This is a genomic window from Pseudomonas sp. NPDC098747, assembly GCF_044760045.1.
Lineage (GTDB): Bacteria > Pseudomonadota > Gammaproteobacteria > Pseudomonadales > Pseudomonadaceae > Aquipseudomonas.
On record NZ_JBIWAL010000018.1, the window covers coordinates 31,230 to 45,599 of the forward strand.

A 14,370-nucleotide genomic window follows, 5' to 3' on the forward strand; every position below is an offset into this window, starting at 1 on the left:
CGAGAAGTCCCCCGGTTTGCGGGACTGCTTCACAATCACCAGATGGGGATTTAACGGATGAAACTGAAAAACACCTTGGGCTTGGCCATTGGTTCTCTGATTGCCGCCACTTCGTTCGGCGCATTGGCACAAGGCCAAGGCGCAGTTGAAATCGAAGGCTTCGCTAAGAAAGAACAATTCGACAGCGCTCGTAACTTCAAGAATGACGGCAACCTGTTCGGTGGCTCGGTTGGTTACTTCCTGACCGACGACGTTGAACTGCGTCTGGGCTACGACGAAGTGCACAACGTACGTTCCAACGACGGCAAGAACGTTAAAGGCGCTAACACCGCTCTGGACGCTCTGTACCACTTCAACAACCCGGGCGACATGCTGCGTCCATACGTTTCGGCCGGTTTCTCTGACCAGAGCATCGACCAGAACGGTTCGAACAGCCGCAACCGTTCCACCTTCGCCAACGTTGGCGGCGGTGCCAAGCTGTACTTCACTGACAACTTCTACGCCCGTGCCGGCGTTGAAGCTCAGTACAACATCGACCAAGGCGACACCGAGTGGGCTCCAAGCGTCGGTATCGGTGTGAACTTCGGTGGCGGCTCCAAGCCTGCTGCTGCTCCAGTTCCAGCACCAGCTCACGTATGCTCCGACAGCGACAACGATGGCGTTTGCGACAACGTTGACAAGTGCCCAGACACCCCAGCCAACGTAACTGTTGACGCTGATGGCTGCCCGGCAGTTGCTGAAGTTGTTCGTGTTGAGCTGGACGTTAAATTTGACTTCGACAAATCTGTTGTTAAAACCAACAGCTACGGCGATATCAAAAACCTGGCTGACTTCATGAAGCAGTACCCATCCACCACCACTACTGTTGAAGGTCACACTGACTCCGTCGGTCCTGACGCTTACAACCAGAAACTGTCCGAGCGTCGTGCAAACGCCGTTAAGCAAGTTCTGACCAACCAGTACGGTGTTGAATCGACCCGCGTTCAGTCTGTTGGCTACGGCGAATCCCGCCCAGTTGCTGACAACAAAACTGAAGCTGGCCGCGCTGTAAACCGTCGCGTAGAAGCGCAGGTTGAAGCTCAAGCTAAGTAATTAGCTGCCGCTCCGAGAAAAGCCCGGCTTAGGCCGGGCTTTTCTTTGTCTGCGATTTGGTAAAGCGCCAGCGCTTACAAGGCGTGTGCACTCCCAATGTAGGAGCTGCCGCAGGCTGCGATCTTTTGATCTTCTGCTACAGCGGCAACAGCACCAATCACCAGAATCGCCGGGCTCTTCAATTCAAACACAGCGGCATCCTCTTCCATCGCCATGAGATCGCTGCGGCACTCGCGCTGCTGTGGCAAAGAGGCGTTTTCAATCATCGCTACCGGCGTATCCAGTGCCATCCCTCCGGCCAATAACTGCTGGCGAATCTCGCCAAGTTTGGCCACACCCATGTAGATCACCAGCGTCGTCCCACCTTGCGCCAGAGCTTGCCAGTTCAATTGGCTGTCATCCTGCGTGTGCGCAGTCACCAGCGTCACGCCACGCGCCACACCGCGCAGGGTCAGGGGAATATCGCACTGCGTTGCACCGGCCAGCCCGGCAGTGATGCCATTGACCAACTCGGCCTCGACGCCACGCTCGCGCAACCACTGCGCCTCTTCACCGCCACGACCGAAGATGCAAGGATCACCGCCCTTGAGGCGCACCACGCATTTGCCGTGACGGGCATAACGCAACATCAGCCGATGGATGAAGGCCTGCGGCGTCGAGCGGCAGCCACCGCGTTTGCCCACCGCAATGATTCGCGCGGCGGGGCAGTGTTCCAATATTGCGTCGTTGACCAAGTCATCAATCAGCACCACATCGGCCTCACGCAAGGCGCGCACCGCTTTGAGGGTCAGCAGTTCCGGATCGCCGGGGCCTGCGCCCACCAACCAGACTTTCGCATTCATGGTGTCTTCCCTCATCAAATGACGGCAACCGGCTGCACGTCGGCGGCCAGCAAGCGCTTTATTTCCGGGACGCACGAGCCGCATTGCGTGCCGCATCCCAGTTGATTTTTCAAACCCTGCAGATCCATGCCCTGGCGAATGCCGGCGCAGACCGCGTTGAGGCTAACGTTGTTGCAGTTGCAAAGAGTTTTATCGCTGGCGAGCTGTGCCCCGGCGTTGCCCGGCGGCGCACTCATCGGCGCCAGCAGCCAGCGACGCAGTTGTTCATCCGCGCGACCCTCCAGCCACAGACGTTGCAGCCAGTGTTGCGCGAGGGTTTCGCCAGCCAGGCGAATGGCGGTAATCCGGCCGTTTTCAATACGCACACGCTTGCCGATCGCACGGCGTGGGTCGTCATAGGCCAATACGGGGCCATCGATCAGCGACAGACATTGGTCGATCTCACGAAGCAATTGCGGGTCCGGTGCCGCGCCGCTGGCAGCGCGTATCAGCAATGCCGGACGTTCACGTCCGACAAGGCTGAGACTCACGTAGGAAAATGCCTCACACAGTGGTCGTAGCGCCTCGATATGCCGTTGAACATCACCCTCGATCAGGGCGAACAACTGCCACGGCAGACTGACCGGTTCCAGTCGCACACCGCTGTGCTTGAGTTCCGGCTGCTTGGACAAAGGATCGAAGGCCGCCAGCGTCAAGCTGTTCACGCCGCCCTTGAGAAAACGATCGCCCCAGTGCATCGGCAAAAAAGCCTGGCCCGGACGCACACTGTCATCGCTGCCAACCGCAACGATCACGGCGCCTCGACGACTTTTAAGATTGACCAGATCACCCGGCTGCAAACGATGCCGGCGCAGTTCGTCCGGGTGCAGGCTCAATACCGCTTCGCTGACATGGCCGAACAGTTGCGCCGCCGTGCCGGTGCGGCTCATGCCGTGCCACTGATCACGCAGGCGGCCGGTGATCAACGTCAGCGGGAAGCGCGCATCACGCGGCTCCTTCGCAGCACGGTACGGATCGGCAATGAATTGCGCGCGGCCATTGGCCGTAGGAAAAATGCCGTCGCTGTACAACCGCGCGGTGCCTTGCCGGGCGCCAGCAGGGAAGGGCCATTGCTGCGGCCCGATCTGGTCGATCAGCGCATGACTGATCCCGGACAGATCCAGATCACGTCCGCGGGTGAGCAACTTGAATTCATCAAACAACTGCGAAGGTTGATCGAAGGCAAACAGGCTCGGTTGTTGCGGGCGCAGACGTTTCTCCAGGCGCTGTGCGAAATCTACGGTAATCGCCCAGTCCGGCCGCGCTTCACCCGGTGCGAGAATGGCTTTGCGCACGTGGGAAATGCGTCGCTCGGAATTGGTCACCGTGCCTTCTTTCTCGCCCCAACTGGCGGCGGGCAACAGCAGATCGGCGAATGCAGCTGTTTCGGTGGTGCGGAAGGCTTCCTGCAACACCACGAACGGACAATCTTGCAGTGCTGCGCGCACCGAATTTTGATCCGGCATCGATTGCGCAGGGTTGGTGCAGGCAATCCACAATGCCTTGATCTTGCCGCTGCGCACCTGTTCGAACAGTTCGATAGCGCTGAGCCCGGTGCTTTCCGGCAACCGACCGACGCCCCAGTAAGCCGCGACTTCAGCACGATGCTCGGGGTTGGCCGCGTCACGATGGCCGGGCAGCAAATTGGACAAACTGCCGGTTTCGCGCCCGCCCATGGCATTTGGCTGGCCGGTGAGGGAGAAAGGTCCTGCACCCGGACGACCGATTTGCCCGGTGGCCAGGTGCAGGTTGATCAGCGCGCTGTTTTTCGCGCTGCCGGCAGTGGACTGGTTCAAGCCCATGCACCACAACGACAGGAAACTCGGCGCCGTGCCCACCCATTCCGCGCATTGCTGTAGTTGCTCGACGCTGATCCCGCATAGCTGCGACACCATCTGCGGGGTGTAATCGCGCACCAGGCTTTTCAGCTCGGCCAGACCTTCGGTGTGGGCCGTGATGAAGTCGCGGTCGATCCATTCTTCCCACAACAGCAGGTGCAAAATCCCATGAAACAACGCGACATCGGTGCCGGGCAGAATCGCCAGATGCAGATCGGCCAGGTCGCAGGTGTCGGTGCGCCGTGGGTCGATGACGATGACTTTCATCTGCGGACGGCGAGATTTCGCCTCTTCCAGCCGACGGAAAAGTACCGGATGTGCGTAGGCCATGTTACTGCCGACGATCATCACGCAATCACTGAGCTCCAAATCTTCATAGCTGCACGGCGGTGCGTCGGCGCCGAGGCTGCGTTTGTAGCCGACCACGGCCGAAGACATGCACAGCCGCGAATTGCTGTCGATATTGTTGGTGCCGACCAGCGCCCGCGCCAGTTTGTTGAAGGCGTAGTAGTCCTCGGTCAGCAACTGGCCGGAAATGTAGAACGCCACGCTGTCCGGGCCGTGTTCGGCGATGGTTTCGGCGAACACTTTGACGGCATGGTCCAGCGCTGTGTCCCAGTCGGTTCTGCTGCGCGCCAGACCTTTGCCCAAGCGCAGTTCCGGGTACAACGCCCGGGCTGCGAGATCGCCGGTCAGGTGCAGGGTCGAGCCTTTGCTACAGAGTTTGCCGAAGTTGGCCGGATGCGCCGGATCGCCGCTGACGCCGAGGATGCGCTCGCCGTCATGCTCGATCAGCACGCCGCAGCCGACCCCGCAATAACAGCAGGTCGAGGCGGTCGTCTGGCGGTTCATCAGATAGCGTCCCGCAGGGCCAATTGCACCCGGCCGTTTTCGACCCGCGCCGAGTGATGGTGGGCGCAACCGATATCGGGCGCCTGGGCTTCACCGGATTGCAGGTCGATCTGCCAGTTGTGCAGCGGGCAGGCCACGCGTTTGCCGTAAATCAAACCTTGTGACAGCGGGCCGCCCTTGTGCGGGCAGCGGTCGTCGAGGGCGAAAACTTCATCGTCACTTGTACGAAAAATCGCGATGTCCCCTTTGGGGCCAGCAATGATCCGCGAACCGAGGGTGTTGATCTCTTCCAGAGCACAGATATCGAGCCAGTTCATGCCGGCACCTCCAGGATTTTCACAGGGATCACGTCGAATTCTTTCTTCAGTTGCGGCTGCGCCAGGCGCTCTTTCCATGGGTCTTGCTCAAATGACAGGGAGAATTGCAGGCGCTCGTTCAGCGTTTTGCGGCGCTCGGGGTCTTCCAGCACGGCTTTCTTGATGTGCTCCATACCGACCCTTTGCAGGTAATGAACGGTGCGTTCGAGGTAGAAGGCTTCTTCGCGATACAGCTGCAAAAACGCGCCGTTGTATTCGCGAACCTCTTCGGCGGTTTTCAGTTTGACGAAGAATTCGGCGACTTCAGTTTTGATCCCGCCGTTGCCGCCGATGTACATCTCCCAGCCGGAATCGACGCCGATGATTCCTACGTCTTTGATCCCCGCTTCCGAGCAGTTGCGTGGGCATCCGGAGACAGCCAGTTTCACCTTGTGCGGCGACCACATGTTGAACAGGTCATGTTCAAGCTCGATGCCCAGTTGCGTTGAATTCTGCGTGCCGAAGCGGCAGAACTCGCTGCCGACACAGGTTTTCACCGTGCGGATCGATTTGCCGTAGGCATGGCCGGACGGCATGTCGAGATCCTTCCAGACGCCGGGCAAGTCCTGTTTCTTGATGCCGAGCAGGTCGATGCGCTGTCCGCCGGTGACCTTGACCATCGGCACGTTGTACTTGTCGGCAACGTCGGCAATCCGGCGCAATTCCGAAGGGTTGGTCACGCCGCCCCACATACGCGGCACCACCGAGTAAGTACCATCCTTTTGGATGTTGGCGTGGGCGCGCTCGTTGATCAGGCGCGATTGCGGATCGTCCTTGGCTTCGCCCGGCCAGGTGGAAATCAGGTAATAGTTGAGCGCCGGGCGGCATGTCGCGCAACCGTTTGGCGTGCGCCAGTTGAGGTAGCTCATGGTGTCGGCGATGGTCAGCAGATGTTGCTCGCGGATCGCCTGGCGGATCTGGCCGTGGTTGAGATCGCTGCAACCACAGATGGCTTTTTCGCTTTTCGGTTTGACGTCGGCCGCGCCGCCGACGGTGTTGATCAGGATCTGCTCGACCAACCCCGCGCAGGAGCCGCAGGAGCTGGCCGCTTTGGTGTGTTTCTTTACGTCATCGACGCTGAACAAACCGTGTTCCTGAATCGCTTTGACGATGGTGCCCTTGCATACGCCGTTGCAGCCGCAGACTTCGGCGGTGTCGGCCATGACCATGGCTTTGTCTTGGCCCTGATGTCCTACGTCGCCCAAAGCGTTTTCGCCAAACATCAGGTGATCGCGGATCTCGCCGATGGCGTGATTCTCACGAATTTGTCGGAAATACCAACCACCATCCGCCGTATCTCCGTACAGACAGGCGCCGACCAAAACGTCATCCTTGATCACCAGTTTTTTGTACACCCCGCCGATCGGGTCGGAGAGGGTGATGGTTTCGGTGCCTTCGCCGCCCATGAAGTCGCCGGCGGAAAACAGGTCGATGCCGGTGACCTTCAATTTGGTCGACGTCACCGAGCCCTGATAGCGGGCGAAACCCAATTGCGCGAGGTGGTTGGCGCAGACTTTGGCTTGTTCGAACAAGGGGGCGACCAGGCCATAAGCGATGCCGCGATGGCTGGCGCATTCGCCGATGGCATAGACGCGCGGGTCGTAGGTTTGCAGGGTGTCGTTGACCAGAATCCCGCGATTGCACGGGATGCCGGCCTTTTCCGCCAATTCGGTGTTGGGGCGAATGCCGGCAGCCATGACCACCAGATCGGCCGGGATGATGTCGCCGTTCTTGAATTGCACCGACCCGACCCGACCGTTCCCGGCGTCGTGCAGAGCCTCGGTTTGCTCGCACAGGCGAAAGTGCAGGCCACGGGCTTCGAGGGCAGTTTGCAGGAGTTGGCCGCTGGTCTTGTCCAGTTGCCGCTCCAGCAGCCATTCACCTATATGCACCACGGTGACGTGCATGCCGCGCAGCATCAGGCCGTTGGCGGCTTCGAGGCCGAGCAGGCCGCCGCCGATCACGACGGCGTGCTTGTGGGTTTTTGCGGTGTCGATCATGACCTGGGTGTCGGCGATGTCGCGGTAGCCGATCACGCCCTGCAAGGTGTTGCCGGGAATTGGCAGAATGAACGGGGTCGAGCCGGTGGCGATCAGCAGTCGGTCGTACTCAGCTTCAGTGCCGTCCTCGGCAATCACCCGGCGCTTGACCCGGTCGATCTCCACCACTTTGCGGTTGAGCAGCAATTTGATGTTGTTTTCCAGGTACCAGTCGAGATCGTTGAGCACGATCTCTTCAAAGGTTTGCTCACCGGCCAGCACCGGCGACAACAGGATGCGGTTGTAATTGGTGTGCGGCTCGGCGCCGAAGACCGTGATGTCGTACAGCTCGTTGCTCAGCTTGAGCAGTTCTTCGAGGGTGCGGACCCCGGCCATGCCGTTGCCGATCATCACCAGTTTGAGTTTTTTCATCAGGTTCTCCGGGGAGCTGCGGCTGGCCTCTTGTGGGCAGTCAGGCCATGCTCGAGAAATTTTGCGCAAACAAAAAAAGGCGTCCCGCTAGTTGCCTAGCGAGGACGCCTTTGTCCTGGTCCCGTTCTCTCGGGAAGCGCAACCTTCGTCGTTGAAGGTTGGGCTTTATATGTGTGTTGAAAGGGCTAATGCAGTGGTTGTGCCAAGTTGGGTTGTGCCGGGTTTATTGGGGGTTGCCTGCTAACAGGCGGATATTTGTGCACCGAATCGAAGCGAGTTGCTCGTTCGTGGGGCGGTGGGCTGATGGATTTGCAGTGGATGGGCGGACGCTTTCGCGAGCAAGCTCGCTCCCACAAGGGATCTATGGCGTTCACGAATCCCCTGTGGGAGCGAGCTTGCTCGCGAAAGGCGCGACTCGGTCAACCATGAAACAACAAAACCAGCAGCACCAGATTCCCCAGCAACGCCACCAGCGCAATCGTCCGCCAGACCTTCACCGGCTCACGCTCCAGTAGCGGTCTGGGCCGTACGCTCAAACTGCGCCGTTCGCCTTGTTCCAGCACCAACAACCATTCTTCCGCAGTCTCGAAGCGCTGCTGTGGGTCGGCAGCAACACCACGCTCCTGACTTTGCGCCAACCACTCCGGCAGATCGGGGCGGTAGCGACTGGCACTGACCGGCACGCCAAATCGCGGCCGTTGAAAGGCTTCGATCTCGCCATAGGGAAAATGCCCTGTGAGCAGAAAATACAGGGTCACGCCCAACGCATACAAATCCTGTTGTGCGCCGGGTGGGTCACCGCGAAAGGCTTCCGGGGCGATATAACTTGGGGTTCCCGGCAATGTCGAAGCAGCGTCTTCGGACAGGCCGGGGCAATAAGCCAGGCCAAAATCCAGCAGGCGCAACTCGCCGTCGTCACCCAGCAGCAAGTTCTCCGGTTTGATATCCCGGTGCAGTATTTGCCTTCGATGCAGCAGACCCACCGCGCGCAGCAGCCGCTCAGCGAGTTCCTGCCACTGCGCCAATGGCAACGGCCCGCTTCGCTCGAAAAGCTGCGCCAGCGTTATCCCCGAATATTCCCGCATCACGTAGTACAAATGCTGACGCTGAAGGCACCCATGGACTTCAGGAAAATGCCGACCGGCTACGCGTTTTAGAAACCATTCCTCCGAAAGAAGCGCCTGCCCAGCCTGTGGGTCATCGGCAAGCCGTGCGGGCAGGGTTTTCAGCAACCATGGCTGACCTTGTTCGTCGCGCACGCGATACAGCAGCGATTGTTGACTCTGGCCGACAATGTCTTGCACCTGCCAACCTTCAAAAGACTGGCCGGATTTCAGCGCCGGCGGCAGCGGCCATTGCTGCAAATGCATCAGCGCATCGCCAATGCTCGCTTCACCGACCGCATCGACCCGCACCAGCAAGGCGCTGGCGTTGTCCTGACTGCCGGCCAGATGTGCAGCGTTTACCAGTGTGTTTGCCGCGCTGTTGAGGTCCGGCTGGTCGCGCAGGATCGCCGCAATCGCGGTGTCACCCAAGGTCGACCACACGCCGTCGCTGAGCAGCACGAAACATTCGCCTGCGCGTAATTCGCCGTCGAGAAAATCCAGCACCAGATGCTGATCGAGCCCCAACGCACGCTTGAGCACATGCTGCATGCCCGGCTGATCCCAGACATGATCGTTGGATATCCGCTGCAAGCTGTCGGCGTGCCAGCGATAGACCCGGCAATCTCCTACATGGGCCAAGGTAAAGCGCCTACCGCGCATGACCAACGTGCTGACCGTGGTGAGTAACGGTTGCCCACCGCCGTTGGCCTGTAACCAGCGATTTTGTGCCAGCAGCAGGCGATCCAGTGCCTGGGCCACGCTCCAGGTTTCCGGCGTGGCGTAGTAGTCGAGTGCCAAGGCTTGCAAGGTCGAGCGCGCAGCCAAACCGCCATCGGCGCATTGGCTGACGCCGTCGGCGATGGCGAACAGATAACCCTTGCTCGCCGCCAGCGCCGGGGCGGGGGTGACCAGGCGCAGGGCGTCCTGATTCTCCGCGCGCGGGCCGGTGGCGCTGGCTTCGGCGAAACTCAGTTGCAGGGCCATTCCGTCCTCAGACTCGAGCAGCAGTCACGGCCGCCGAACCCCACGTGGTTCTCCAGCGACGCTTGACGCCGTGCAGGCCAAACCAGGCCAGCACACCGAGGCTGGCGAACAACCACAGTGCCAGTTGATAACTGCCGGTGCTTTGTTTGATCGCGCCCATGCCGGCCGCCAGCGCAAAACCACCGATGCCCCCGGCCATGCCGATCAGCCCGGTCATCACGCCGATCTCAAGACGAAAGCGCTGCGGCACCAGTTGGAAAACCGCGCCGTTGCCTGCCCCCAAACCGAGCATGGTGCAGACGAAAAGTGCCAGCGCCGCGTAGGAACTTGGCAGATTGAAACCGACCGCTGCGATGCAGATCGCGGCCACGGTGTACATCGCCAGCAAGGTGCGAATGCCGCCGTAGCGATCCGCCAGCGCACCGCCCAATGGCCGCATCAAGCTGCCGCCGAACACGCAGGCCGCGGTGTAGTAACCGGCGGTGACCGGGCTCAAACCGTACTGATCGTTGAAGTAGCCGGGCAGGGCGCTGGCCAGACCGATGAAGCCGCCGAAGGTGACGCTGTAGAAAAACATGAACCACCAACTGTCGCGGTCACCGAGGGCCTTGAAGTAGTCGGCCATGGACTTGGCTTTCGGACGCTGCGGGGCGTTTTTTGCCATCCAGGCGAACAGCACCAGCGTGAGGATCAACGGAATCACTGCGAAGCCGAAGACGTTGCTCCAGCCGAAGGACGCGGCCAGTACTGGCGCGAGCAGTGCAGCGAATACGGTGCCGGAGTTGCCCGCACCGGCGATGCCCATGGCTTTGCCCTGATGCTCTGGCGGATACCATTGCGACGCCAGCGGCAGCGCCACGGCGAACGACGCGCCGGCCATGCCCAAAAACAGACCGAGGATCAGCGCCTGTTCGTAACTGTGGATACCGAGTCTCCAGGCGCCGAACAGTGCGCAGATGACGATGACCTGGCCGATCAGCCCGGCCGTTTTCGGTGACAGTCGATCCGCCAGCATGCCCATCGCGAAACGCAGCACGGCGCCGGCAAGGATTGGCGTGGCGACGACGAGCCCGCGCTGTTGCGTGGTCAGGTGCAGGTCGGCGGCGATTTGCACCGCCAGCGGGCCGAGCAGGTACCAGACCATGAAACTCAGGTCGAAGTAGAGGAAGGCCGCGAACAGGGTCGGGGTATGGCCGGATTTCCAGAAGCTTTTATTCATCGCGCACCTCAGCTGTAAAGAGTCTCGAGAAGGAGTCATAAGTCAGCAAAGTGGGGCGCCGCCACGGCCGCACCACCGGCCCCGGGCTGTGGGGCCAAAACGCAAAAACGCCGCTACCTGATTCGCCGGGTTGGGCGAGTGGGTAAGCGACGTCTTTGTCGTGGGTGGGGCAACCGCCGTTGGTTACCTGTGTGAAATGCTTAGCGAGATTTGTGCCAATAGTCGAAAAATCAAAAGCCCCCTCACCCTAGCCCTCCCCCGGAGGGAGAGGGGACTGATTGGGGGATGCTCGCGAAGTACGCCGACCTGTGATTTTCCGCTGTGAATCCATAATCGACTCGGTCTTTCAGGTCGATGTTTAACGTCAGACATCTCGGTCAGTCCCCTCTCCCTCCGGGAGAGGGCTAGGGTGAGGGGCTTCTCAGGCGGTCAAAGCACTTCACCCCAGCAACTCACTCATCGCAATAATCTGCTCTGCCACCTGAATCAGCTTCTGCTGGCGGCTCATGGCCTGGCGCCGCATCAGGGTGTAGGCCTCTTCTTCGTTGCAGTCCTTCATCTTCATCAACAGCCCCTTGGCCAGTTCGATGCGCTTGCGCTCCGCCAGTTGCTGATCGCGGGCGTGCAACTGCGCACGCAAGGCTTGGTCGCTTTCGAAGCGGGCCATCGCCACATCGAGAATCGGCTGCAAACGTTGTGCGTGAATGCCTTCGACGATGTAGGCACTGACCCCGGACTTGATCGCCTGACGCATCACAACGGGGTCATGTTCGTCGGTAAACATCACAATAGGTCGTGGCTGGTCGCGGCTGACCAGCACCACTTGTTCCATCACATCGCGGCTCGGTGACTCGGTATCGATCAGGATGACGTCCGGGCGCACCGTTTCGACGCGCGCGGGCAGGTCGATGGTCAGGCCCGACTCGTCGATCACCTCGAAGCCAGCCTCGGTCAGCGCGGCTTTCAGGCGTCCGACTTTTTTTGCCGTGTCGTTGATCAGCAGAATGCGCAGCATGTTCGCGGTCTCCTGTCAGCGGCGGGCATGAAGGGGAGCGTCGTCGCTCAGGGCGTGCAGCTTGAAGCTGCGCGCGTAACCGGCCGGATCACTGCCATCCCAGACCTTGCCGTCGAGCAACTGGCTGCTACGCATGTCATTGCCCCACGCGGCAACGCCAACAGCGGTCGCCGCGTCGCGATAGAGGTCCAGTTGCTGAACCTGACGCGCCACGGCGAGGTAATCCGGATCTTCGCGCAGCAAGCCCCAGCGGCGGAACTGGGTCATGAACCACATGCCGTCGGAGAGATACGGCAGATTGACTTCGCCATTGCCGTGAAAGCGCAAGGCGTGGGGATCCTGCCAGCGATTACCGAGGCCGTCGGCGTAATCACCGAGAAAGCGCGGTTCGATGCACGAAGCCGGCGCGTCGAGATACTCCGGGGCACTCAGCAGTTGCGCGGTGCTGCGACGATTCTCCTGACTTTGTTCGATAAATCGGCTGGCTTCGAGGATCGCCATCACCAACGCCCGCGCGGTGTTCGGGTATTGATCGACGAAGGCGCGGGTACAACCAAGGACTTTTTCCGGGTGATCGGGCCAGATGGTCTGGCTGGTGGCCAGCGTAAAACCGAGATCCTGCTGCACCGCGCTGGCGGCCCACGGTTCGCCGACGCAAAAGCCGTCGATTCGTCCCGCTTGCAGGTGCGCAACCATTTGCGGCGGCGGCACCACCACGCTGTCGACATCCTGCAGCGGATGAATGCCTTGGCTCGCCAGCCAGTAATAAAGCCACATGGCATGAGTGCCGGTCGGGAAGGTCTGGGCAAAGGTCAGTTTTGCGCGGGATTGGTGCGCGTGGCGATCCAGCGCTTCAGGACTGCTCACGCCGAGGGCTTGCAGGCCGTGGGACAGGTTGAGGCTCTGACCGTTCTGATTCAGCCCCATCAACACCGCCATGTCTGTGGGTGCCACGCCACCGATGCCCAAATGTACGGCGTAAATCAGGCCGTACAGGCTGTGGGCGGCGTCGAGTTCGCCGCTGACCAGTTTGTCGCGCAGGTTGGCCCATGACGTCTGGCGCTTGAGGTTCAGGGTCAGGCCATAAGGCTGGGCGAAACCCTGAGTGGCGGCCACGACAACCGAAGCGCAATCGCTCAGGGCCATGAAACCGAGGTTGATCGCGCTTTTTTCTGGAGCGTCGCTGCCGTTGACCCAGGCCAGCGGCCCGGCGGAGGATTGAGTCATGCCATGCACCTGCAAAAAACCATCGTAAAAAACCCAGGTGCAATGCATATGCCACGCGCAAGGATTTGCGCGTGCGCCTCGCGCGGTGGGTCGATGCCCGGCTATAATCGCCGCCTCTTTTCGCCGCCCGAGTCATCGCCGCCCATGTACACCCTGGCCCGTCAGCTGTTGTTCAAACTTTCCCCGGAAACCTCCCACGATCTGTCGCTGGATCTGATCGGCGCGGGTGGGCGTTTGGGCCTCAACGGTTTGCTGTGCAAGGCGCCGGCGAACGTGCCGGTGACGGTGATGGGCCTGGACTTCCCGAACCCGGTTGGTCTGGCGGCGGGGCTGGACAAGAACGGCGCGGCCATCGACGGCTTCGCGCAGTTGGGTTTCGGTTTTGTCGAAATCGGCACCGTGACCCCGCGTCCACAGCCGGGCAACCCGAAACCACGGATTTTCCGCCTGCCGGAAGCCGAGGCGATCATCAATCGCATGGGCTTCAACAATCTGGGTGTGGATCACCTGCTGACGCGGGTGGCAGCGGCCAAATACAAAGGCGTGCTGGGCATCAACATCGGCAAGAACTTCGATACTCCGGTTGAACGCGCGGTTGACGATTACCTGATCTGTCTGGACAAGGTCTACGCCCACGCCAGTTACATCACGGTCAACGTCAGCTCGCCGAACACCCCGGGCCTGCGCAGTCTGCAGTTCGGTGATTCGCTCAAGCAGTTGCTGGCGGACCTGGCCACACGCCGAGCCGAACTGGCGCTGCGTCATGGCAAACATGTGCCGCTGGCGATCAAGATCGCCCCGGACATGACCGACGAAGAAACCGCGCAGGTCGCGCAAGCGTTGATCGAAACCGGGATGGACGCGGTGATCGCGACCAACACCACGCTGAGCCGAGTTGGCGTTGAAGGCATGGAACACGGTGACGAGGCGGGCGGTCTGTCCGGTGCGCCGGTGCGTGACAAGAGCACCCACACCGTAAAGGTGCTGGCGGCTGAGTTGGGTGGTCGTTTGCCGATCATTGCGGCGGGCGGGATTACTGAAGGCAAGCATGCGGCAGAGAAGATTCTCGCCGGTGCCAGCCTGGTGCAGATTTACTCGGGCTTCATCTATAAGGGCCCGGCGCTGATTCGTGAATCGGTGGATGCGATCGCTGCCTTGCGCTGATCCCCACTGTGGCGAGGGGATTTATCCCCGTTGGGCTGCGAAGCGGCCCCAAAGCCATTCACCGTGGTGTGTCAGCAAAATCCAGGACTCAGGATCTACGACTGCTGCGCAGCCGATCGGGGCGGTGCGACGTTTCGCTAAATCCCCTCGCCACAGGGATCTCTGCAATCCGCATTTTTTGAGGCATAAAAAAGGGCTCCTCGAAGGAGCCCCTGGGCCGTAGCC

General features: G+C 60.6%; 10 protein-coding genes. 2 read left to right on the forward strand and 8 right to left on the reverse strand.

The features are described 5' to 3' along the window. Window positions 1-57: 57 nt before the first annotated feature. The gene (locus ACIQVE_RS13480; RefSeq protein WP_402808895.1) at window positions 58-1,092 is read left to right on the forward strand and encodes an OmpA family protein; all 1,035 of its coding nucleotides are present in this window, start codon (window positions 58-60) and stop codon (window positions 1,090-1,092) included. A gap of 74 nt (window positions 1,093-1,166) precedes the next feature. On the opposite strand, the gene cobA is transcribed toward ACIQVE_RS13480, so the two are convergent. The 8 genes from cobA to ACIQVE_RS13520 form a co-directional block, all read right to left on the reverse strand. Beyond that, complete coding sequence (gene cobA, locus ACIQVE_RS13485) at window positions 1,167-1,934, reverse strand: uroporphyrinogen-III C-methyltransferase (protein WP_402808898.1); 768 nt, start codon at window positions 1,932-1,934, stop codon at window positions 1,167-1,169. Window positions 1,935-1,948: 14 nt separating this feature from the next. Next, complete coding sequence (locus ACIQVE_RS13490; RefSeq protein ID WP_402808901.1) at window positions 1,949-4,663, reverse strand: molybdopterin-dependent oxidoreductase; 2,715 nt, start codon at window positions 4,661-4,663, stop codon at window positions 1,949-1,951. Beyond that, on the reverse strand, window positions 4,663-4,980 hold the full coding sequence (nirD, locus tag ACIQVE_RS13495; RefSeq protein WP_402808903.1) for a nitrite reductase small subunit NirD: 318 nt from the start codon (window positions 4,978-4,980) through the stop codon (window positions 4,663-4,665). The genes ACIQVE_RS13490 and nirD overlap by 1 nt, the downstream gene beginning before the upstream one ends. Next, complete coding sequence (gene nirB / locus ACIQVE_RS13500; RefSeq protein WP_402808906.1) at window positions 4,977-7,430, reverse strand: nitrite reductase large subunit NirB; 2,454 nt, start codon at window positions 7,428-7,430, stop codon at window positions 4,977-4,979. The genes nirD and nirB overlap by 4 nt, the downstream gene beginning before the upstream one ends. 419 nt (window positions 7,431-7,849) lie before the next feature. Then, on the reverse strand, window positions 7,850-9,520 hold the full coding sequence (locus ACIQVE_RS13505) for a protein kinase (protein WP_402808909.1): 1,671 nt from the start codon (window positions 9,518-9,520) through the stop codon (window positions 7,850-7,852). A gap of 7 nt (window positions 9,521-9,527) precedes the next feature. Then, window positions 9,528-10,739, reverse strand: a complete 1,212-nt coding sequence (locus tag ACIQVE_RS13510; RefSeq protein WP_402808912.1) for a nitrate/nitrite transporter — start codon at window positions 10,737-10,739, stop codon at window positions 9,528-9,530. 439 nt (window positions 10,740-11,178) lie between these two features. Next, on the reverse strand, window positions 11,179-11,754 hold the full coding sequence (locus tag ACIQVE_RS13515; RefSeq protein WP_045061004.1) for an ANTAR domain-containing response regulator: 576 nt from the start codon (window positions 11,752-11,754) through the stop codon (window positions 11,179-11,181). 15 nt (window positions 11,755-11,769) lie between these two features. After that, window positions 11,770-12,981, reverse strand: coding sequence for a CmpA/NrtA family ABC transporter substrate-binding protein (locus ACIQVE_RS13520; RefSeq protein ID WP_402808916.1), 1,212 nt, complete (start codon window positions 12,979-12,981; stop codon window positions 11,770-11,772). A gap of 144 nt (window positions 12,982-13,125) precedes the next feature. Between ACIQVE_RS13520 and ACIQVE_RS13525 the strand changes: the two genes are divergently transcribed. Then, window positions 13,126-14,145, forward strand: a complete 1,020-nt coding sequence (locus ACIQVE_RS13525) for a quinone-dependent dihydroorotate dehydrogenase (protein WP_402808920.1) — start codon at window positions 13,126-13,128, stop codon at window positions 14,143-14,145. Window positions 14,146-14,370 lie beyond the last annotated feature (225 nt).

Excerpts from the sequence above, each read along its gene's own strand:
- ACIQVE_RS13480 (WP_402808895.1), top strand. The coding sequence starts at position 58 with ATGAAACTGAAAAACACCTTGGGCTTGGCCATTGGTTCTCTGATTGCC.
- cobA (WP_402808898.1), bottom strand. The coding sequence starts at position 1,934 with ATGAATGCGAAAGTCTGGTTGGTGGGCGCAGGCCCCGGCGATCCGGAA.
- ACIQVE_RS13490 (WP_402808901.1), bottom strand. The coding sequence starts at position 4,663 with ATGAACCGCCAGACGACCGCCTCGACCTGCTGTTATTGCGGGGTCGGC.
- nirD (WP_402808903.1), bottom strand. The coding sequence starts at position 4,980 with ATGAACTGGCTCGATATCTGTGCTCTGGAAGAGATCAACACCCTCGGT.
- nirB (WP_402808906.1), bottom strand. The coding sequence starts at position 7,430 with ATGAAAAAACTCAAACTGGTGATGATCGGCAACGGCATGGCCGGGGTC.
- ACIQVE_RS13505 (WP_402808909.1), bottom strand. The coding sequence starts at position 9,520 with ATGGCCCTGCAACTGAGTTTCGCCGAAGCCAGCGCCACCGGCCCGCGC.
- ACIQVE_RS13510 (WP_402808912.1), bottom strand. The coding sequence starts at position 10,739 with ATGAATAAAAGCTTCTGGAAATCCGGCCATACCCCGACCCTGTTCGCG.
- ACIQVE_RS13515 (WP_045061004.1), bottom strand. The coding sequence starts at position 11,754 with ATGCTGCGCATTCTGCTGATCAACGACACGGCAAAAAAAGTCGGACGC.
- ACIQVE_RS13520 (WP_402808916.1), bottom strand. The coding sequence starts at position 12,981 with ATGACTCAATCCTCCGCCGGGCCGCTGGCCTGGGTCAACGGCAGCGAC.
- ACIQVE_RS13525 (WP_402808920.1), top strand. The coding sequence starts at position 13,126 with ATGTACACCCTGGCCCGTCAGCTGTTGTTCAAACTTTCCCCGGAAACC.